This window comes from Nocardia sp. NPDC102475, from assembly GCF_055584605.1.
The window spans coordinates 86,721-106,204 of record NZ_JBVJLS010000031.1 but is presented as its reverse complement, the minus strand read 5'-3'; the positions used below and the strand labels follow the sequence as shown (position 1 = coordinate 106,204).

The window sequence follows — 19,484 nt, the reverse complement described above, 5'->3', positions numbered from 1 at the left end:
GCGGTCGATCCACATCCGGCGGTTGCCGAGACGAGCCGAACTGCAGCGAGTACACCACGATGCGGTGTACTCGCTGCGGTACGTGCCGGGCCAGCCGAGTCCGAGCATGCCGCCGAGCGAAACGCCAACCACATGAGCGCGTTCGATGCCGAGACGGTCGAGCAGTGCCACGGCGTCTGTGCCGATCTCGGCGATCGCGTACGGGCCCGCCAGGACAGGGGAGTCGCCGTGACGGCGGAGATCATGCCGGATGACGCGAAAGCCCTTGTCGCTCAGCGGCTCCAGGTAGTCGTTCCAGATGCTGATGTCGCCGCCGATGGAATTGGCGAGCAAGATCGGTATGCCGTCGTCCGGGCCATCGATCCGGTAGTGCAGCTCGACATGGGGCCGCCGATGGGTGCAAGCCCGGGAGGGTATTTCGTGTCCTTCGCTGCGAATTCCTGTGGCCGGACGCAAGTTCCGCACCACCACCGGTTATCTGCGGCGACTTTGGTCGATGCTGCCGGTGGGGACCGACCCATCATCGGTCACCGTCATCATGGAGCCCATGCGCAACGCTTGGGCGTGTTTTCAGCTCGTGGAGGTTGGCGCTGCGTGTAGTTACCGGTCGGGATCCAGCGTGAGGACGATCTTGCCAGTCGCGGTTCGCTCGTCCAGCCGGCGCAGGGCATCGGCAGCGCGCTCCATCGGAAACACGACTGGTTCGGGTACCGTCAGCGAGCCGTCGTCGAGGAGCGATTTCAAAACCGTCCACTGGCGGGCCGGGTAGGCGGGGTCGGCACGCATGTACTCGGCCCAGCCCGCGCCGGTCACGGCAATATTGTTCAAGAGCAGGCGATTCACTCGAACGGTGGGAATTTCACCCGCGGTGAAGCCGAGTACTACCGCTCGGCCACCCGGCGCCAGGCTTCGCAAGCTGTCGGTGAACCGGTCACCTCCCCCGGGGTCGAGAACGATATCCACACCACGACCCCTGGTGCGGGCGAGCACCTCGTCCTTGAAGCCTGAGGCATCGACGACATGAGTCGCGCCGTTGTCGAGAGCAACGCGGGCCTTGGCCTGGCTGCTGACGACCGCGATGGTCTCGAGTCCGAGTGCTGATGCCACGCGCAGCGCCGCACTGCCCACACCTCCCGCGGCGCCGTGGACCAGGACGGTTTCGCCGCAGCGGAATCGTGCGCGTTCCGTTAGTGCGAAGTGCACGGTGAGGTAGTTGAGAAGCACGCCGGCTCCGGCCGCGAACGACACGGTGTCCGGAAGAGGAAATACCGCCCAAGGCTCCACGGCGACCGTCTGCTGCCAGGTCCCCGCGTCCGAGATCAGAGCCACCCGCCGGCCGGGGACGAGGCGGGATCCTTCGGGGGCGCTGCGTACTACCCCGGCTGCGTCCATGCCGAGCAGCGCAGGCAGCGGACGGACCAACTGGTAGCCGGCTCGGGTCTGCAACAGGTCCACATAAGACACGCCCGCCGCGCGGATGTCGACAACTACCCATCCGGTGCCGTCCGGTTCATCGATGTCAACCATGCGCAGACCGTCTGGACCGCGATGTTGGACAAGGTGTACAGCGCGCATACGCGCCTCCGATCCTGCGTGAGTTCGGGTGGGGCGACGTACAACGCCTGTCGTCGCGCTGTGGTGTAGCGCGTCGCCGATCAGTTCACTTCCAACACGATCTTGCCGACGTGAGAGTTGTCGGCGAGGGCTTCCTGCGCGTCGAGGACCTCGCGCCATGAGTAGATGCGATCGACCACGGGACGGAGCTGGTCGGCATGGGTTTCCAGGTCGACACCCCGAAGCGCGTCGGCGATGGCGAACTTCTCCTGGTCGGTGCGGGTCCTGAATGTCACACCGATCAATTTCAGCCGTTTACGGGCGAGTTCTTCCATATCCAGCCTTGCCGACGTCCCGCCCAGCCGGCCGACGCCGATGATCCGCCCCATGATCGCCGAGGCGCGGATATTGTCTGCCAGATACGGTCCACCGACATGATCGATGATCACGTCTGCTCCCTTACCGCCGGTCGATTCGAGAACCCGGTCGGCGAAGTCGGTCTGTGCGGTGGTGATCAGTTCATCCAGCCCCAGCTTCCGCAGCGTCGGCGACTCCGCCGATCGTGACCGTGTCGTGCCGAATACCCGCCCGGCCCCTAGCACTTTGGTCAGTTGTATCGCCTGGGTACCTACGCCGGACGCGGCGGCGTGCACGAGGACCACTTCACCGGGTTGAAAGCGTGCCGAGGTCGCCAGCGCGTGGTGTTCGGTCATCAAACCCGTGATGGCGGCGGCACCTTCGATGAACGACCACGTGCTGGGTATGCGCACCGCCGCGGCAGCAGGAACGACGACTTCCTCGGCCAGACCGCCCGGCACCATGGCCATGATGCGATCTCCGACTCGTAGATTGGTGACGCCGGCGGCAACGTCGATCACCTCTCCGCAGGCGTCGAGTCCCGCCACCGGCGGTGCATCGGGAGCCGTCGCCGGCGCGTGGGTGCCGGCGCGAACGAGCAGGTCAGCGCGATTGACCGAGGCGGCCCGCACCGCGATACGCACACACCCCGGCGTCAGTCGAGGAGGGGCGATGGTTCGCAATACCGGGGTAACGGTCCCGTCGATCGGCTCGAGCAGTATTGCGCGCATGTGTGACCTCGCTGATTCTCGTCGTTCGGCGGTTGGTGGTTCTGTCGCGTCCTTCTAAGACGGTGGGACTATCGGCAGAATTATCCGCGACGGCCGCGTGACATCGTGATAGATCGTCTGATGTGCGACTCGATGTTCGGTGGCTGTGAGTGGGTCCTCGCCGGTATTGAGGTTGCGATCCCAGCGCGGGAAATTACTCGAAGTGACCTGAACTCGTAGTCGATGACCGCTCTTGATCACAATGCTGGTCGACCACAGGTCGATGTCGACCTGATCGATGCGTCCGCTGTCGGTCCGAACCCGGGCAATACCGTCGACGATGTTGAGTGAAAGACCTTGTTCGTCGACATCACACAATCGCATCACCCAGTCCGTGGACGGACCGTCGGTAGCTGCGAAGAGCGTAGCCCTGATCCTTCCGGTTATCTCCATGTCCTCGGTAAGCGGCTCGGTGGTGAAGACGAGCACGTCATCACGTGCTTCGACCGCCTGCTGGTCGCGTGGGCCAGGAGGAAAGCTGCTTGCGATGATCATGGCGCCGCCCGTAGTCGGCACCGGATCGGCCGGATCGTAAACATAGGTGGAAGCTGCGTCCGGCTCGGTCGGTGTGGAGGAGGATAGGTGACCACCGGAGCGAAGGAAGAACTCGGTCGATCGCGCCCTGGCGAGTGGCCAGTGGTCCTCGTGCCTCCACTGGTTGATACCCATGACGGAGATGTCCACGCCGGACTGGTGGTTCTCGTCGGCCGGACGATCGGCGAGGAAGTGGTCGAACCAGTCGAGCTGCACTCCCGTCATCGTTCCGTCGCTTCCGGGTAAAGCGACCGATCCCAGGCCGTAGTTGACGGTTCCGAGGTGCCCGGGGGTGAAGCTTCCCCCGCTGGTGTGTTCCCACGGGCCGACAATCAGGCGGGCAGTAAGTCCCTGTTCACGCGCGGCAACATAATTATCGATCGTGCCCTGTTGGAACACGTCGAACCAACTGCGATACTCAGCGAGGGAACCAGGACCTCGGCATGTCGGCCGGCCACCCGGGCCTCGGTGATCGACGCGGGATCACGTAATCCACGCTGCAGGCCGATATCCGGCAAGCCGGTGCGCGCCAGCGCTGGCGACGCTCCCGACGGCAACTCCCAATACGTTGCGTCAGCGAGCCGATCATAGTCGTTGACGGTGACCCCGAGTTTCGCGAGCAAATCGTCACGCCCGCTCGCCACCTTCGGGAAGTGGACTATCGACTGCAGCAGCGACCACCAGAGGTTCAATCCGAACTCGAGCGCGCCGCCGCGAAGAAAGATCTCGTCCTTTGGTTCACACCACGTAATTTGTGGTGCGATCGCTTCCAGATGAGGTGGCTGGGTAACCGCTGCGGCCCACTGGGTATTGCCGGTGTAGCTGCCACCGACCATTCCTACCTTGCCATTGCTACCGGGCAAGCTCGCCGCCCACTCGATGGTGTCGTAACCATCCGCGTGCTCATGAGCCCACGGCAACCACTCACCGTCCGACGCAAACCGCCCCCTGGTGTCCTGCTGCACGACGATATATCCGCGCCGCACCGCCTTGAGCGTGTCGAGTACGAAGCCCGCTAATGACGAAGTCTTGTCGTAGGGGGTGCGCTGCACCAAAACCGGCCACTGGCCCTCGCCCGAAGGTCGGTACACATCGGCCCTGAGAACTACACCATCACGCATCGGCACGGGCATGTCGAACTCGATCGCCGCCTGACTCATCTGATCCTCACTCGTCGGTCTCCAGACACTCACACCAGACCTTTGGGAACGTATGTGGGTACTGGCGATCTCAGTATCGTACCCAACAATCCCACTGTGGAGAAGGCCTGTCTTTCTGCCGCCGTGCGGAACTGGCGATCTTCCATCGACCCGATACGCAGTAGTGGCCACCGGCGCACCTGGAATCCGGATGATCGGATGCCGCGATCGGTCACTGCTCCAGGAATTTCAGCGCATCGGTGACAAATTCTTCCCGACTGAAACAAGCATCAACGCCGGCAACGGTTTCGTCGGCACTACACCGCGACGACAAGATCTGCCGCATTGCCGGAATCGCCGGGATTCATATCGCAGCAGTTCATAGTCGCGGAGCCGGCACCCTTGTGGTGGCCAGTCGCCAGAGGTCGGCACGCTCAACACTCGCGCCTACTCGATAGAGCGTCGACTCGGCAAATGGGGCACCGATGAGTTGCAAACCCGTCGGTAGGCCTGCGCTGGTGCTGCCGGAGGGGACAGTAAGGGCCGGATGCCCGGTCAGATCCAGTGGGCATGTATTGAGAACGGCTGTTCCCACGATGCGCTCGAGCATCGCGCTCGGCGTGTGGCGCTTGGGCTCGATGAGCGCGGGCAAACCAGGGGTAGTGGGCGTGAGCAGTACGTCGACCGAGTCGAGTGCCGTCGCCACTTGCCGGGTGAGTTCATTTCGGAGGTTCTGCGCCTTGCCGAGGTGGACACCCATGTACTCATCGCGCATATGCTCCGCCATGAGCAGATTGGCCTTCCCGAGTAGCGCATAGTCATTTGCCGAGTTCCGGAACTGGGCTGTCGTGGCCTCGATTTGGCCGGGCATCGCCCGGCCTTTGTGTCCGTACCCGAGGCCACCCGAATCGATCATTGCCCTGGAGTTGAACGCCAGCAGCGCCCCCTCGATTGGCCACGCGTACGGCCACAACGGAATGGACACGTCCACGATCGTGGCCCCTCCAGCACGCAGTACGTCACAGGCTTCGGCGAAGGATCCCAGTACTTCGTCCTGTGTTCCGCTGTGCGCCAATGATTCCGTAATCACACCGAAGGTCATCCCCTCGACCCCCGCGTTCAAATCGCTGGTGTAATCGGCGACCCTGACGTTGCCTCGCACCCATTGTGGGTCGCGGGCATCCGGCCCTGCCAGCACCGACAACACTCGGGCGTTGAGTTCGACGTCGATGGTCATTGGGCCGATGTGATCGATGGTGTGATCAAGGTATGTAAGGCCGTACGACGGCACCAGGCCGTGGGTCGCCTTCATTCCCACGAGTCCACACCACGCCGCGGGAATCCGGATACTGCCGGCTTCGTCGGCGCCCAACGCGAAATCAGCCATTCCCGCAGCGACCGCGGCTGCCGAACCGCTCGATGACCCTCCGGTGCCGTATTCGGGAGCGACGGGATTCTTGGCGGGCCCGTACGCGCTGGCCGAGCCGGTGCCCAAGGCCATGTCTTCCATATTTGTCTTGCCGACGACAGACGCTCCCGCCGTCAACAAACGCTCCACCGCGACAGCGTCTTCGGTCGGTACGATCCCGGGCAACATGCGTGAGCCGTTGGTCATCGGCACCCCGGCCACCGATATGCACTCTTTGACGGCCATCGTCAGGCCTGTGAGCGGCCCGGAGTCTGCCCCGTCCACCCGACAGAAACGGATAAATGCGTTATAGGGGTCTTCCGCTGGGTGAGGTGCTCGACCGATCGATCGACGTGTGTGATCAGTGGACGAAGCCGGTTCCGGGTATTCGTCCACAAGGTCGAAGATCGTCAGCATCTCGGCGATCACGGGCGTCCGCGATTACATGCAGCCAGATCCGTAAATGGACGTCGCCTCGCATGGGGAACCATAATTTCTCATCCGTGTCCGGCGACGGCGGGTCTGCCTTTGAATTACGAATCGGCGGATTCGGGCGCGGCGTAGTCATCGCCTGGTCGCGGCGAAAGCGATGCGAATGACGGTTGTCGCTCAGTGACCACGAATCGTGGCCGTCGTCGGCGCGTGGCCGGCGGCACTTGTGGAGAAGTGTCATGAGCGGTTGTCCTTGCGAAATACCGATTGGCGGGGTAGGAACCCGGTCGTCGCTGGTGCGTCAACGCGACCGGGTTCGAACCTACTTCTGTGGATAGCGGCCGAAACCTGGGCGACAATGGAGTTCGCGCATGCCGAGAGAGGTGCTAATGCGTGAGATGGTCGTATAGCCAATCGGTGGCGATGTTGAATGTGGTCAAACCCACCGCATGGCCCAGAATTCCCGCTTGCGGGAGCAATGGCGGAGTGTTGATGTCGGCGTCTGTGACATCGGCGCCCTCGCGGCGCCACGCGTTCTCCATGTCCTGAGTTTGCTGCGGCGGAATGGCGTCATCATTGATGTTCTGCATGATCAGCACAGGTTTTGCAGGCGGTGTGCGTCCGAGCACGAAGCTGTCGAGGACCTTGTGTATCTCGGGGTCGGCCTCGAGATCGTCGATGATCGGCTTCCCGCTGACGGTGAACTCGCTGGTTGACCGGAACCCGTAGTCGGCCGCGCTTCCTACGTCACATATCGCGGCAGTGCGGTGCAGGAAGTCGATGCCCTGCGAGTTGAACATTGCCGTGATTTTCGGGGCGAATTGCGGATAGCCTGCGATGAGTCCGTTGACGAAAAAGCCGACCAACCCGGTGAAAACCCTACCGTCGAGATTCCTGACCGTGCCCGAAGCATCGGCTGGGGGAGCGCCTACAACGGAGCCTCGCACATTCAGGTCCGGGGCGTAGCTGGCGGCCTGCTCTGCGGTCGCCCCCGCAGCGCTGCCGCCCTGTGAGTAGCCCCAGACACCGACAGGAGCGTGCGGATCGACTACACCGAGCCGAATCGCGGCGCGGGCGGCGTCGAGCACTGCGTGCGCTTCGGGGACCGGTTGCAGATAGGTGTGCCCGGGCGGCGTTCCCAATCCTTGATAGTCGGTAACCACCACCGCCATGCCACGAGCCAGCAACGCTGCCATGTCGCCGATGTCATATTCCACCATGGGCCGCCCCGAGCCATCGACTGTCACGCCATCGGTGAGGACTTTCGAGGGCGCGCAATTGTCGCCGGCGCCGTGCGTGCCGATCGCGTAGGTGACCAGCGGCCGCGGGCCTGGGCCGGACCACGCTGCTGTCGGGGCCAGCACCATCCCGGTGGTAGCGATGGGAACGCCGCGCGTGTCGGCGCTTTGATACATGATCCGCGTCGCGGCGACCCCCGGTGGCGCCAATCCGGCCAGCAGAGCGACGGGCTCAGATCGGATCAGTTGACCATTCGAACTCGTAGGCAACGGATCGGGTGGCAGATAGAAATCCTGGGATGCCGATGGCGTCGGCGCAGGTTCGGCCCCGGCGTGCCCGGTGAAACCGACAACGGCCGCGGCTGTCACCACAGCAACTGCCGGTCGAAGAAGGCGATACCTCATGACGCAACTCCTTTGTTGGGTAGACAGCTACTGCCGTCCATCGTCTGCGGGTCCGTGGATGTCGGTGCTTTCGGCGACGCTGACTCGTGTGGTGGCGGAAAGTAATCCATGGGGACCAGGCTTCTTTGCTCTGCTAGCGGATGGAGGAACCGATTCCCAGGCCGCCGTCTACGTCGAGGACTACGCCGCTGACGTATCCCGCGCCGGGTGAGCACAGGTAGGCAGCGGCTTCCACGATGTCCTCCGGTCTGCCTGTTTTTCGTTGGGGCACTTTGGAAGTCAGCTTGTCGCGGGCGGCCGCATTCATCGATGCCAGCATCGGGGTCTCGATCAGGCCGGGTGCTATGGCGTTGGCGGTGATGCCGTCGCGTGCGGCTTCGAGTGCGATGGTGCGGGTGAGTCCGACGATGCCGGCTTTGGCGGCGACGTAGTTGGCTTGCCCGAAGTTTCCGCGCCAGCTCATCGAGGAGAAGGACACGATGCGCCCGTAGCGTCGAGATCGCATGTGTGGCAGGACAGCCCGGGCGCAGAAGAAGGATCCGGTCATGGAGGCATCGACTACCGAGTGCCAGTCCTGGTCGCTGATGTTCTCGATTCTGTTGTCGCGGATGATTCCGGCATTGTTGACGAGGACGTCGATGCGTCCGTGCGTGTTCGCGATCTCGTCGGCCCACGCAGCGACGTCGGCCGAGGAGGTGACGTCGACGCGATGGCTCAGGCAGGGCCGGCCGAATCGATCCTGTAACTCTGTGCTGAGCTCGGCCGCAGCGTCGTGGTTGAGGTCGCCGATGGCGACGACGGCGCCTTCGGCCGCGAAACGCTGTGCCATCGCGGCGCCGAGTCCTTGGGCGCCACCGGTAATGAGTACGACTTGGTCTTCGTAGCGGTTCACTGTTGTCCTGATGTCTCTTGGCGTGGGGGCTCGGTCGTGCTGGCGCACTTGGTTTTTCGAGTGAGGAATGCGGAGAGAGTGGTAGGTACGTCGTTCGACTTCCAGTGCGCGTCGAAGTCGTCGAGTTCTTTGGCCAGCCCGCACTGGGTGTCCATCGCTTGGAGCTCGAACAGCAATGACTTGAAGGCCGACTGGGCCGGGCCGCCGGCGTCTGCGAGCTCGCGGGCGACGGCCACCGCGGCGTCGGCCAGCTCGTCGTCGGCCACGATGGAGTGCAACCAGCCCGTCCCGGCGAGTTGGCGGGCGGGTAGGAGGGTGCCGGTCAGCGCGAGCCATCGAGCCATGGACTCGCCCAACTTGCGAGGCATCCGTACGCTCGACCCCCCTGCCGGAAGCAGGTTGTTACGGATGTGCCCGTCGCCGATGACGGTGGACTCGGCGGCGACGACAACATCGCAGCCGAGCGCCAGCTCCAGCCCGCCGGCCACCGCGTGCCCGTGCAGCGCCGCGACGCTCGGGAGCCGGCTTGTTTCCAGGCGAGTTATCAGTGCGGAGACTCGGCGCAGGAAGGAGATGGGCGTCCCCATCCGAGCGTGCAGGCTGAGAAAGTGCTGCAGATCAGCGCCGGCGCAGAACGAACGCCCGCTGCCCGTGAGGATCAGGCATCGGGTCTGTGAATCGTCCTCGGCGGCTGTCAGTTCCGCGTCCAGCGCGTCGATGAGTGCATCATCGAGTGCGTTGAGCCGGTGCGGTCTGTTGAGCGTCAGAATTCGGATCGCTCCACTTCGGGTGACCACGACGGGTTCGCGTGCGGGAGTCATGATGCCCCGGCGTTCGCTTCGGTCTCGTCGCGTCGCTTGCGACGAAGTTCTGCGCGCTGGATTTTTCCGCTGGGTGTCTTCGGGAGCGTGTCGACGATGTGGATGCGCCGCGGGTAGGCGTGTGCGGCGTACTTCTCTTTCACCCACTTCTGAAGCTCGGCGACCAAGTCTTCGGACTCGCTAACTCCGTCGGCGAGAACGACGAAGGCCTCGACGACCTCCCCGCGTACGGGGTCGGGCGCTGCGATGACTGCGCATTCGACGACAGCTGGGTGGCGCAGCAGCGCGGATTCCACGTCGAACGGCCCGATGCGGTAGCCGGCCATGATGATGACATCGTCGTCGCGCGACGAGAACCGGATGGTTCCGTCGAGGTCGATACTGGCTGTGTCGCCTGTCGTGAAGTATCGGCCGTCGCCGCAAAATCGGTCGCCGGCCGGCGGCGTGTAGCCGGTGAACGTCATGAACCGACTGTCGGCGACGACGACAGCGAGTCGGCCCATCGTTCCGGCCTCGGCCGGAACATCGTCGTTTTCGCGCAGCACTGTCATCTCCCAGCCGGGCAGTGTGACTCCCATCGCGCCGGCTACGAGATCACGGCGCAGGTCGGGGTGATGGGGATAGCCGATCGGCATTCCGAGTTCGGTCTGTCCGTAGTGGTCGTGCACCTGCAGGCCCATCGTGGCCGATGTCCACGCGTTGACTTCGGGAGTGAGTGGCTCACCGGCGCTGGACAGACGTTGCACGGCCAGGTCGTCGGGAACGGGGAGGTTCGAGGCGCGCAGTCCTCGGTATACGGTCGGAGCGGCCGAGAAATCGGTGATTCGCAGGTTTCGCAGTACCGCCCAGGTGGTGCTCGGTGAGAAGCCGCCGCGCAATAGAACGGTGGGGACGCCGGCTGCCAGGGGGGCGATGATGGCGGTGTAGAGGCCGTAGGCCCACCCGGGGTCGGCGCCGCACCAGAACGAGCTGTCGGGGCGGACACCGAGTCCGAATTCGAGATAGCTGTGCCAGCCCGCGATGTAAGTCACCGGGTGGACGACCCCTTTCGGGGTCCCCGTTGTCCCCGAGGTGAACATATGAACCAGCGCTGCGGAACCGCCGACCGCTACAGGGTCACCTGGGTCTGTCGTGACCTTATCGAGGTGTGCGTGCAGACCTTCGGGTCCCGGGTCGTCCGCGATGATGACCTGCCACTCGCCTTCGGGAATCTTGCCGCTCTGAGCCCTGTCTGCTACCACCAGCACTGCTGAGGATTCCGTCAACCGAGAGCGGATCGCGTCCTCGGCGAAGGCGGTGAACAGCGGTACGTACACCGCGCCGATTCGCCAGATTCCGAGCAGCACGGTCACCAAGTCGACACTTTTGCCCATCAATGTGCTCACTCGGTCGCCAGGGCGGACGCCCCTGGCGACCAGCAGCGCTGCGAACCGCTTCGATGCGTCCGCGAGCTGGCCATAGGTGTACTCGGAAACTGTCTCGTCGACGACAGTCACAGCCGTCCGCTGCGCGGCATGCCGGTCACACAGCAGCCAGGCAACATTCGCTTCCGGGTCCGAATAGGTCTCGAAAATCTCTCGAACGCGAGTGTCGACGTCCGGGGCCATGGGGCCTCCAATGTGGGTACTTAATATGTCTGTTTGGTACCCAATAAGGTACCATGCGGAATCCGGAGAAGCGAGCGATCGTGGAAAAATGCCCGTCGCGCGATATCCGGCTCAGCCTGATGTGCTCGACAGGTGGTCTGCGAGGTATCGGCCGGTGATGCTGTTCGGATCTGTCGCGACGGCGCTCGGTGTTCCGGTGGCGACGATGCGGCCGCCGGAGGTGCCGCCGCCTGGGCCCATGTCGATGATGTAGTCGGCGTTGGCGATTATGTCGAGGTCATGTTCGATGACAATGACGGTGGCGCCGTTGTCGTTGAGACGGCCGATGACGGCGAGCAATGTACGGATATCGAGGGGATGCAACCCGACGCTGGGTTCGTCGAAGACGAACAAAGTGTCGGTCTGACTGCGGCCGAGCTCGGCCGCAAGTTTCAATCGCTGCGCTTCGCCACCGGAGAGTGCGGGGGTGGCCTCGCCGAGAGTGAGGTATCCCAGACCGAGGTCGACGAGCACCTGAAGCCGGGTTCGGACACGGCGTATGTCGGCTGCCAATTCGACGACCTCGCGGACGGTGTGGGTGAGCAGGTCGGGCAGTGAGATGCCTTCGCTCGCCGGCGATTCCGAGACTGGGCGCAGGATTTCACCTGCCGCGGGTGCGTAGCGTGTGCCGCCGCATTCTGGACAGTCGATATCGACGTCGGGGAGAAACTGTACGTCCAGGGAGATCTGTCCAGTGCCTTCACAGCGCGTGCAGCGCAGCGATCCGGTGTTGTAGGAGAAGTCGGCGGCGGTCAGACCGCGTTCGGTGGCTGCGACCGTTGTCGCGTAGGCGCGGCGGAGGTCGTCGAGAACGCCGCTGTAGGTGGCGACGGTCGAGCGGACGTTGACGCCGATGGGCGTAGCGTCGAGCACGGCGACGCGGGTGATCGCCGGGGCATCGACCGCGGTGATGTGCGCGGGCGGCGAGCTGGGCGACGAAACGGCCTCAAGTGCAGGAACGAGGCTTTCCAGAATCAGGGTGGTTTTTCCTGATCCGGACACACCGGTCACGGCGGTCACCCGCCCTTTCGGAATCTCCACGTCCAAGGCGTGCACAGTGTGAATGGGCTGGGTGGACAGGGCGATACGGCCTCGTTCGAACATGTTGTCCCGCTCGACCTGTGCGCGAACAACGACGGGTTCGCGTCCAATCAGGAAACCACCGAGCAGTGAGGTTGGGTTGGTGGCGAGATCATCGGGGTCACCGGTGGCGAGGACCCGGCCGCCTTCCACGCCGGAGCCCGGGCCCATCTCGATGAGCCAGTCCGCCTCGCGAAGAACTCTGATGTCGTGGTCGACGCACACCACCGAATTTCCGTCCCGCAGCAGGTTGCGTATGACGGCGAGCAGGCCGTCGACATTCGACGGGTGTAGTCCGATAGACGGTTCGTCCAGTACGTAGAGCACGCCCGTGGTCTGGTTGCGTACAGCTCGCGCAAGCTGGACGCGTTGCCGCTCACCGGTAGACAACGTCGAACTCGCCCGGTCGAGGCTGACGTACCCCAAGCCCAGGGCCAGCAGATGGCGCGCCATATCGGAGAACTGGTCCACGATATGACGTGCCATCGGCACCATCTCCGGCGACAGCGTCTTCTCGATGGTCGGCACCCAGGCCAGGAGCTCGTCTAGCGTCCGGGATGTCGCCTGGGCGAGATCGATCCCGTCGACCAAGGATTGACGTGCCTTTGCGCTCAACCGACTGCCGTGGCAGGCGAGACATACTCGAGTGCTGATGAACCTGTTCACCCGGTTCAATCCGCGCTCACTGGTGGTTTTGTTCAAAGCCTCTTCTACCGACCGGCGTGCGTTGCGATAAATGAAGTCGACATCGAACAACTTGCCGTTCTTCGATGGGACCTTGATGTGCCTCTTCTCGGCCGGCCCGTGCATGACGATGTCCCGCTCCTCGGCGGTCAGCTCGGCGTACGGCACATCCGTCCTGACCCCTAAGTCCGCGACGACCTGGGGCATCACCCTCAACCCGAGCATCGACCAGGGGGTGACCGCGCCTTGATCGATGGTCAGCGACGGATCCGGAACCAAGGATTCCTCATCTATCTCCCGTACGAGGCCCGTACCCGTGCACTGCGGGCACGCCCCGTCGGAATTGAACGCCAGAGACTCCGCACCCGGCGGGTAGAAGGTGATCCCACACAGGGGGCACGTAAGGGTGAGACCCATAGCCACATCGATGGTGGGCTCCTGACGATGGCCATTCGGGCAACAATGCGAGCCGAGCCGCGAAAACAGCAGCCGCAGCACATTCAGCAACTCGGTCGACGTACCGAATGTGCTGCGTACTCCGGGAACGCCGGGACGCTGGCGCAGGGCCAGGGCGGCGGGCACATGCTCGACACTGTCGACCGCCGCGCGGGGGGCTTGTGACATGCGCCGCCGCGTGTAGGTCGACAACGCTTCGATATAGCGACGCGAGCCCTCCGCGTACAAGACACCCAGCGCGAGTGACGACTTCCCCGAACCCGATACACCCGCGACCGCGACGAACGTACGTAATGGCACAGTCACGTCGATGTGTTTCAAATTGTGCACCGTGGCGCCGCGTACCTCGATCGAGTGCGGCTGGTCGTCGTCACCGCCCCGCGCCCGGGTTGGAAAACCCGCCGATAGGCGGTGCGCCCCGGCTCGGCTTCGCCTGTCCTCGCTTGTCATCCGGGTCTCCTTTCGGTGCCGGTATGCGCCGGTCCGGATGAAGAAGGGGCGATGAACCCCTCGCTATGCCTACCGTTAGAAGTTCTCTCCAACGAGAGCGTCGAAGCGGACCCTGACGACTGCCGACGGGTACGAAATTGAATCGAATGTTACCCTATAACGTACCAGACAAATGCAGGGAGGAGAGCAATACGCGGGCCGAGTTTGTTCAGGATCTTCTGTGGGAGACTTTCGCCATGCCAACTGCGTCAACGCCTCGCGGCGCATCGACGGTCAAGACTCCCCGGCGGAGGCGTGTCGATACGGCGCGCAGAGCTGATTTGCTCGCCAGGGTTGAGGACATATTTCTCAGCGAGGGCTTCATGTCCATTACGATCGCGGAGCTGACCGAGCGGCTGCACTGCTCCAAGGCGACGTTGTACAGCGTCGCGCCGACGAAGGAACAACTCGTCGTGCTGGCAACCAAGCAGTTCTTCGGGACATCGGCCGCCAGCATCGAGAACAGCGCGACGGCCGTGGAAGATCCGCGCGCCCGGATCATGACTTACTTGCAGGGTGTGGCCGACGCGATGCGCCGGAATTCTCGAGCGTTCTACGACGACATGGTCGCTTTCGGGCCCACGGCCGAGATCTATCGTCGCAATACCGCGCGTGCCGCCGAGCGCGTGCGTGAGCTCGTCGATGAGGGGATCGAGTCCGGCCACTTTCGCGCCAAGGACGGTGTGTTCGCGTCGCAGATGGTTGCACTTGCGTTGGAAGGTGTCCAGTCGGGCGTACTGCTCGACCGGACAGGCATGTCTGCAGCCGATATTTTCAACGAGCTCGGCAATCTCCTGTTGAACGGATTGCTTCATGAGCCATCCGAGGCGCCCGCAATTGCGGACCAGTAGCGACAGTCGAGCGGACTGTTCGCCCTGCAAGCCGAAGCGGGGTTGCACGGGGCAAGTGGAGTCGGCAGTCGACGTGATCGAGTCGGTGACCTCGACGTGCCGTCGTATCATTCGCGACAGAGACATCCCAGGGTCTGCTGTTGTCAAGCAGCGGCCGGTATGTCTCGGTTGTGGTGGGTCCAGGCGGTGGTCTCGTCGTAGAGGGAGCTGGTCTTCAGGCAGCCGTGCGGGATGCCGACGAGTCGGTTCGCGACGTGGCGTAGGGCGGCACTGTGGTTCATGCCGCGGCCGCGTTGTTTGTCGTAGTAGGCGCGTGCTCCCGGCGAGGCTTTAAGAGCGGAGAACGCCTGCGTAGATCTTCAATCGGCGGGCACGCGTCGACACGGATTGATTGAACAATAGGGCCTCCTCCGCCGTCGAGGCTGACCTTATAGGCTGGTCCAGCTGTTAAATGGATTCGGCGTCTGATGGCGCTGATAGATCAACTTGTCGGGACCAGGCCGTGCTGAAAAGGTGGTGCTGCGTCCGAAGGTTCTGCTGGCGCGAAAGAGGCTGGCCACTCGTCGTCGGTCACCCGGTTCGGCGACGAACTCATCAGGACGATACGTCCGGCGACGACGGGCAGGAGGAGTGAAATGCCCCCGAGCGTAGTAGCGGTCGGCGGGCGCGGGACTGACACCGCCTCGGTCGAGGGTCTATGGCCACTGTTCGAAACGATGGGCCTGTCGGGGCCACTCGCCTTGGCGGAGGCTTACCAGCGAATGGTGCGCATCCGCAAGTTCGAGGAGACCGCGTCGCAGTTGTACAAGGCGACCGAAATCCCTGGCTGTGTGCATCTTTCGATCGGTCAGGAGGCGTCCGCCGTCGGCGTGTGCTGGCCGTTGGGCGAGCGTGTGAGGTGATCACGTCCACTCACCGCGGTCATGGCCATTGCATCGCGAAGAGAACTCGAGGGTGTTCGTCGCGGGTATCGACGTCGGTTCCGGCGGCAATGTCTTCGGCTTGACCGTGGTCTGGCCGATCGCTTTCCCGGGAGGCTGTGCGATACCCCGATTTCCGAGACGGCGATCATGGGTCTCGGGGTCGGGGCGGCAATGGCAGGGCTGCGACCGGTCATCGAACTGATGTATATGGACTTTCTGGGTGTCTGCTTCGACCAGCTCCTCAACCAAGCAGCCAAGCTTCCCTTCATGACGGGGGGCGGGGCTCGGGTTCCGGTGGTGCTGCGAACGCAGTTCAGTGCCGGACGGTCCTCCGGTAGCCAGCACTCGTAGAGCCTGGAGACCCTGGTCGCACACATACCTGGGCTCACGGTCGTGATGCCGTCGACGCCCGCCGACACGTACCGGCTTCTTCGCAGCGCGGTCGAGAGTCCCAATCCGGAAGTCTTCGACTTTCACTGTCGATGGCGGCTACCAGTGCGAATAGCACCTCACTGGGTAGCGCCGACAGCGGCAACCGGACGATCCGTCGTCGCGGGGACGAGACACATGTTTATCGGGCGTCGTCCGCGGCATCGCAGCGCACAAGGAGAGAAGAAATGATTGATCCGCAGAATAACTCCGCGCTCGCCGATCGCGGTGGACAGAGTGAGGGCCTGCGCCTCGAGGTCGACACGGCCACCAGGGTCGCTGTGTTGAGATTGGATCGGCCGCCCGTGAACGCGCTGGATCCCAGCGTGTGGATCAGGATCGGGGAGTTGGTGGACGAGGCGGAAGCAAGAGATGACATCGGCGCACTCGTGATACGGGGCGGGCCGAAGGTTTTCGCCGCGGGGGCCGATATCAAGGCCATGGTCGGTATGACGATGCTCGAATATCGCAAGCACGGTACTCATCTGCAGCGTAGCCTTGCCAAGCTCTCGGCGATGGGCAAGATTTCCATCGCCGCTGTCAACGGTTATGCGTTGGGTGGCGGGTGTGAGATAGCGCTCGCCGCTGATCTGCGCTATGTCGCGGCCGACGCGACTCTCGGTCTGCCCGAAGTTACCCTTGGGATCATGCCGGGCGCTGGAGGCACGCAGCGTCTCCAACGGCTGATCGGGCTCTCACGAGCCAAGGATCTGGTCCTCACCGGTCGCTTCGTCGACGCCGAGACAGCGCTGGATATCGGGCTGGCCAACCGAGTGTTCGAGCCCGAGCAGGTGATCAGCGACGCACTCGAAGACGCCGCGAAGTTCGCCCGCGGCCCGGCTTCACTCGGGTTGGCGAAGCAGGCTCTCGAAGATGGTGGCGAAATGGCTCTGAGCTTGGGTCTGCGACTGGAGTCGGCACTGCTAGCGTCGTGCTTCGCGACGGACGATGCCCAAAACGGCTTGTCTTCGTTCGACCGGTCCGGGCCGAACAAGGCCGAATTCACTGGACGTTGACCTCGGGCGTCCAGAGATATCGTGCATGCATCCTCACGTAATCTCCGATCACACCAACTCATGAAGCATCGGCATGCACGATTCGACACGCCCTCCGCGCAGGCCTCGGCAGCTACCACAGTTTCGGCCATTACGCATCAGAAGATCAGGGAAGTGCTCAATTATTTCGGCGCCTGCCCCGAATGCGGCTACACCTCGCAGGCATTTCTCATTACGACCTTCTTTGCGAACGGTCGAACTGTGGTCACCACCATCGGCCGCTGCGGGCTTCCGTGCGGATGGTCGGGACCTACCACAATCACCAAAATGAATTGACTGCTTTAAGCTCCTGACAGGTTCGGTCGGTTGGCATCGGGTTCCGTTGCAGTGCAGGATGTTTCAGTGTGGCGGCATCTTGGATCGTGGATGACGAGTTGTGGGCGGTAATCGAACCGCTACTGCCGGTGAAACCGGCCGGGACACCGGGGCCGCCGCAGATGGACAGCCGCCGGGTGCTGCAGGGGAAATTCCGGCGACTGGCCATCCGATAGGAACGCCGCCCGACATCCACCACGGATTCCTCGACCTCGCCGCAGCACGATCTGTCGGCGATCACGGTTCCTGGGCTGGTGGCCAACGGAGACCATGACCTCATGGTCTCGAGTGCGCATTCCGCGGGGGTGGCCGCTCGCCTGCCGAATGCGACGCTGAAGATCTATCCCAACTCCGGCCACGGTGGCGTGTTCCAGTACCACCATGAGTTCATACCGGAGACACTGAAATTCCTGGCCGACTGACACCGAACGTGTCCGTGAGGGCGTCGGCTGGGAACGGCCAGCACGAGCTCCGCATAGACTTCCATTATGGAACACAAGAGCTTCGACGGTATGAGTTGCCCGATTGCGCTAGCGCTGAACCAGGTGGGGGAGTGGTGGAGCATCTTGATCCTCCGCGATGCCACGCACGGCATCACCCGGTTCGAGCAGTTCCAGAAAAGCCTCGGTATCTCGCCGAATTCCCTGTCCCGCCGGCTCGGTGCACTCGTGGAGGCGGGCCTGCTGGAGCGACGCCGGTACAACGACCGTCCTCCGCGCGACGAATATGTTCTGACCGAGGCCGGTCACGCGTTTCGTCCGGTGCTGATCGCCTTGTATGCCTGGGGTAACCAGTACTTTCCTCCTGCGGCTCCTAATGTGCGGCTGGTCGACAGTGAGTCCGGGTTGGATGTCGAACCGCTGTTGATCGACCGCTCGACCGGTCATCCGCTCGACGACGAGCACTCGGTATTCCTGCCGGGCCCGACTGCCGATGATCGCTTGCGGGCGGTGCTGGAACAGCGGCGCCGGCCCATGGCGTGAAGCTGTCTGGACGGTCACCAGCTGGTTACTTCCATAATCATAGTGACTTGCATCATGGTAGTGACTTGGGTTACATTCAAGGTCCACGAAACGCCGAGTGATGAGGTGCACAGTGAGTTCTTCCGTAACCGACCAGCCCGTCCGGCAGTACCGCTCCGCCGAGATCGAAACCAAGTACGTCGAGGTCGGCGACGTCCGCTATGCCTACCGGGAGCTCGGTCCAGCCCAGCCGGTGGATTCGACACCGCTGGTGTTCCTGCACCGCTTCCGCGGGACCCTCGACAACTGGGATCCGGCCTTTGTCGACTCGGTAGCCGAGCACCGGCATGTGATTCTGTTCAGCGATGCGGCGGTCGGCTCGTCGACCGGATCACCCGCCGCCAGTGTGGACGAGAAGGCGCACAACGCGGCGTCCTTTGCCCGGGCGCTCGGTCACGACGTCGTGGATGTGCTGGGATTCTCGATGGGTGGCTTTGTGGCGCAAGCCATTGCGTTGCAGGAACCGGCGTTGGTGCGCAAGGTTGTCGTGATCGGAACGGGGCCGGGCGGTAATCCGGAGACCGACCCGCACACCGACATCGTTTTCGATGTCGCTCTGACACCCGAGTATTCCTTCGAAGACGTTCGCTACCTGTTCTTCGCCGAGGGCCGGGACGCCGAGACGCAGGCCTATATCGAGCGCAACGCGCTGCGTACCGACCGTGAACCGGTCGTTACGCCGGAAGTCATCCAGGTGATGGCCGGTTTGATCATGGACTTCATGGGCGGCAAGACCGGCCATTACGCCAGGCTGGGGGAGCTGGGGCAGCCCACGCTGATCATCGACGGAGACACCGACCCGTTCTTTCCGGTCAAAAACCAGTGGTTGCTCTATCGGGAGCTGCCCAACGCGCAACTTGCCGTTTATCCGCAGGCTGGGCACGCGCCGCATCAGCAGCACCCGCAGACCGTGGCCGCCCAGATCGAGCGATTCCTCGCCCATTCGTGATCCACCCAGTCGAGTACGGACCGTCGGGGTCCGAA

18 protein-coding genes and 2 pseudogenes are annotated in these 19,484 nt (G+C 63.3%); 8 read left to right on the top strand and 12 right to left on the bottom strand.

Annotated elements, in window-relative coordinates:
• The 11 genes from ACZ60G_RS38325 to ACZ60G_RS38275 form a co-directional block, all read right to left on the bottom strand.
• Nucleotides 1-333: alpha/beta fold hydrolase (locus ACZ60G_RS38325; protein ID WP_465816747.1), on the bottom strand; the 333-nt coding region annotated here is incomplete at its 3' end.
• A gap of 267 nt (nucleotides 334-600) precedes the next feature.
• On the bottom strand, nucleotides 601-1,575 hold the full coding sequence (locus ACZ60G_RS38320) for an NADPH:quinone oxidoreductase family protein (protein ID WP_465816745.1): 975 nt from the start codon (nucleotides 1,573-1,575) through the stop codon (nucleotides 601-603).
• Between the two features lie 80 nt (nucleotides 1,576-1,655).
• Nucleotides 1,656-2,642 (bottom strand): zinc-binding dehydrogenase, encoded by a 987-nt coding sequence (locus tag ACZ60G_RS38315; protein WP_465816743.1) that lies wholly within the window; start codon nucleotides 2,640-2,642, stop codon nucleotides 1,656-1,658.
• A gap of 54 nt (nucleotides 2,643-2,696) precedes the next feature.
• Nucleotides 2,697-3,614, bottom strand: a complete 918-nt coding sequence (locus ACZ60G_RS38310; RefSeq protein ID WP_465816741.1) for a CocE/NonD family hydrolase — start codon at nucleotides 3,612-3,614, stop codon at nucleotides 2,697-2,699.
• The gene (locus ACZ60G_RS38305) at nucleotides 3,548-4,375 is read right to left on the bottom strand and encodes a CocE/NonD family hydrolase (protein ID WP_465816739.1); all 828 of its coding nucleotides are present in this window, start codon (nucleotides 4,373-4,375) and stop codon (nucleotides 3,548-3,550) included. Before ACZ60G_RS38305 ends, ACZ60G_RS38310 begins: the two co-directional genes overlap by 67 nt.
• 358 nt (nucleotides 4,376-4,733) lie before the next feature.
• Nucleotides 4,734-6,179 carry an amidase family protein gene (locus tag ACZ60G_RS38300; protein WP_465816758.1) on the bottom strand — a complete coding sequence of 482 codons (1,446 nt, stop codon included), beginning with the start codon at nucleotides 6,177-6,179 and terminating at the stop codon, nucleotides 4,734-4,736.
• A 401-nt stretch (nucleotides 6,180-6,580) separates the two neighbouring features.
• Nucleotides 6,581-7,837, bottom strand: coding sequence for a lipase family protein (locus ACZ60G_RS38295; RefSeq protein WP_465816737.1), 1,257 nt, complete (start codon nucleotides 7,835-7,837; stop codon nucleotides 6,581-6,583).
• 133 nt (nucleotides 7,838-7,970) lie between these two features.
• Nucleotides 7,971-8,729 (bottom strand): SDR family NAD(P)-dependent oxidoreductase, encoded by a 759-nt coding sequence (locus tag ACZ60G_RS38290; protein WP_465816735.1) that lies wholly within the window; start codon nucleotides 8,727-8,729, stop codon nucleotides 7,971-7,973.
• Nucleotides 8,726-9,550, bottom strand: a complete 825-nt coding sequence (locus ACZ60G_RS38285) for an enoyl-CoA hydratase/isomerase family protein (protein WP_465816733.1) — start codon at nucleotides 9,548-9,550, stop codon at nucleotides 8,726-8,728. The genes ACZ60G_RS38290 and ACZ60G_RS38285 overlap by 4 nt, the downstream gene beginning before the upstream one ends.
• Nucleotides 9,547-11,157, bottom strand: a complete 1,611-nt coding sequence (locus ACZ60G_RS38280) for an AMP-binding protein (protein ID WP_465816732.1) — start codon at nucleotides 11,155-11,157, stop codon at nucleotides 9,547-9,549. Before ACZ60G_RS38280 ends, ACZ60G_RS38285 begins: the two co-directional genes overlap by 4 nt.
• Nucleotides 11,158-11,268: 111 nt before the next feature.
• A complete protein-coding gene (locus tag ACZ60G_RS38275; RefSeq protein WP_465816730.1) occupies nucleotides 11,269-13,866 on the bottom strand; it encodes an ATP-binding cassette domain-containing protein in 2,598 nt (865 codons plus the stop codon).
• Nucleotides 13,867-14,228: 362 nt separating this feature from the next.
• On the opposite strand from ACZ60G_RS38275, the gene ACZ60G_RS38270 reads away from it, so the two are divergent.
• The gene (locus ACZ60G_RS38270; RefSeq protein ID WP_465816728.1) at nucleotides 14,229-14,756 is read left to right on the top strand and encodes a TetR/AcrR family transcriptional regulator; all 528 of its coding nucleotides are present in this window, start codon (nucleotides 14,229-14,231) and stop codon (nucleotides 14,754-14,756) included.
• Nucleotides 14,757-14,899: 143 nt separating this feature from the next.
• On the opposite strand, the pseudogene ACZ60G_RS38265 reads toward ACZ60G_RS38270, so the two are convergent.
• Nucleotides 14,900-15,103, bottom strand: a pseudogene (locus ACZ60G_RS38265) (IS110 family transposase); the annotation flags it as partial.
• A gap of 288 nt (nucleotides 15,104-15,391) precedes the next feature.
• Here ACZ60G_RS38265 and ACZ60G_RS38260 point away from each other — a divergent pair.
• The 7 genes and pseudogenes from ACZ60G_RS38260 (at nucleotide 15,392) to ACZ60G_RS38230 (ending at nucleotide 19,449) form a co-directional block, all read left to right on the top strand.
• Complete coding sequence (locus ACZ60G_RS38260) at nucleotides 15,392-15,658, top strand: hypothetical protein (RefSeq protein ID WP_465816726.1); 267 nt, start codon at nucleotides 15,392-15,394, stop codon at nucleotides 15,656-15,658.
• A gap of 21 nt (nucleotides 15,659-15,679) precedes the next feature.
• Nucleotides 15,680-16,300 (top strand): annotated as a pseudogene (locus tag ACZ60G_RS38255) (hypothetical protein).
• Nucleotides 16,297-17,124, top strand: a complete 828-nt coding sequence (locus ACZ60G_RS38250) for an enoyl-CoA hydratase/isomerase family protein (protein ID WP_465816724.1) — start codon at nucleotides 16,297-16,299, stop codon at nucleotides 17,122-17,124. The pseudogene ACZ60G_RS38255 and the gene ACZ60G_RS38250 overlap by 4 nt, the downstream one beginning before the upstream one ends.
• Nucleotides 17,125-17,507: 383 nt before the next feature.
• Nucleotides 17,508-17,654 carry a hypothetical protein gene (locus tag ACZ60G_RS38245; RefSeq protein WP_465816722.1) on the top strand — a complete coding sequence of 49 codons (147 nt, stop codon included), beginning with the start codon at nucleotides 17,508-17,510 and terminating at the stop codon, nucleotides 17,652-17,654.
• 102 nt (nucleotides 17,655-17,756) lie between these two features.
• On the top strand, nucleotides 17,757-17,900 hold the full coding sequence (locus tag ACZ60G_RS38240) for an alpha/beta fold hydrolase (protein ID WP_465816721.1): 144 nt from the start codon (nucleotides 17,757-17,759) through the stop codon (nucleotides 17,898-17,900).
• 66 nt (nucleotides 17,901-17,966) lie between these two features.
• Entirely contained in the window at nucleotides 17,967-18,461 is a 495-nt protein-coding gene (locus ACZ60G_RS38235) for a winged helix-turn-helix transcriptional regulator (protein WP_465816720.1), read from the top strand.
• A gap of 112 nt (nucleotides 18,462-18,573) precedes the next feature.
• The gene (locus ACZ60G_RS38230) at nucleotides 18,574-19,449 is read left to right on the top strand and encodes an alpha/beta fold hydrolase (protein ID WP_465816718.1); all 876 of its coding nucleotides are present in this window, start codon (nucleotides 18,574-18,576) and stop codon (nucleotides 19,447-19,449) included.
• The last annotated feature ends 35 nt before the right edge of the window (nucleotides 19,450-19,484 follow it).

Coding starts and splice junctions, on each gene's coding strand:
- ACZ60G_RS38305 (WP_465816739.1), bottom strand. CDS start 4,375: ATGAGTCAGGCGGCGATCGAGTTCGACATGCCCGTGCCGATGCGTGAT.
- ACZ60G_RS38285 (WP_465816733.1), bottom strand. CDS start 9,550: ATGACTCCCGCACGCGAACCCGTCGTGGTCACCCGAAGTGGAGCGATC.
- ACZ60G_RS38300 (WP_465816758.1), bottom strand. CDS start 6,179: ATGCTGACGATCTTCGACCTTGTGGACGAATACCCGGAACCGGCTTCG.
- ACZ60G_RS38320 (WP_465816745.1), bottom strand. CDS start 1,575: ATGCGCGCTGTACACCTTGTCCAACATCGCGGTCCAGACGGTCTGCGC.
- ACZ60G_RS38240 (WP_465816721.1), top strand. CDS start 17,757: ATGGTCTCGAGTGCGCATTCCGCGGGGGTGGCCGCTCGCCTGCCGAAT.
- ACZ60G_RS38315 (WP_465816743.1), bottom strand. CDS start 2,642: ATGCGCGCAATACTGCTCGAGCCGATCGACGGGACCGTTACCCCGGTA.
- ACZ60G_RS38280 (WP_465816732.1), bottom strand. CDS start 11,157: ATGGCCCCGGACGTCGACACTCGCGTTCGAGAGATTTTCGAGACCTAT.
- ACZ60G_RS38260 (WP_465816726.1), top strand. CDS start 15,392: ATGCCCCCGAGCGTAGTAGCGGTCGGCGGGCGCGGGACTGACACCGCC.
- ACZ60G_RS38275 (WP_465816730.1), bottom strand. CDS start 13,866: ATGACAAGCGAGGACAGGCGAAGCCGAGCCGGGGCGCACCGCCTATCG.
- ACZ60G_RS38270 (WP_465816728.1), top strand. CDS start 14,229: ATGTCCATTACGATCGCGGAGCTGACCGAGCGGCTGCACTGCTCCAAG.
- ACZ60G_RS38250 (WP_465816724.1), top strand. CDS start 16,297: ATGATTGATCCGCAGAATAACTCCGCGCTCGCCGATCGCGGTGGACAG.
- ACZ60G_RS38295 (WP_465816737.1), bottom strand. CDS start 7,837: ATGAGGTATCGCCTTCTTCGACCGGCAGTTGCTGTGGTGACAGCCGCG.
- ACZ60G_RS38235 (WP_465816720.1), top strand. CDS start 17,967: ATGGAACACAAGAGCTTCGACGGTATGAGTTGCCCGATTGCGCTAGCG.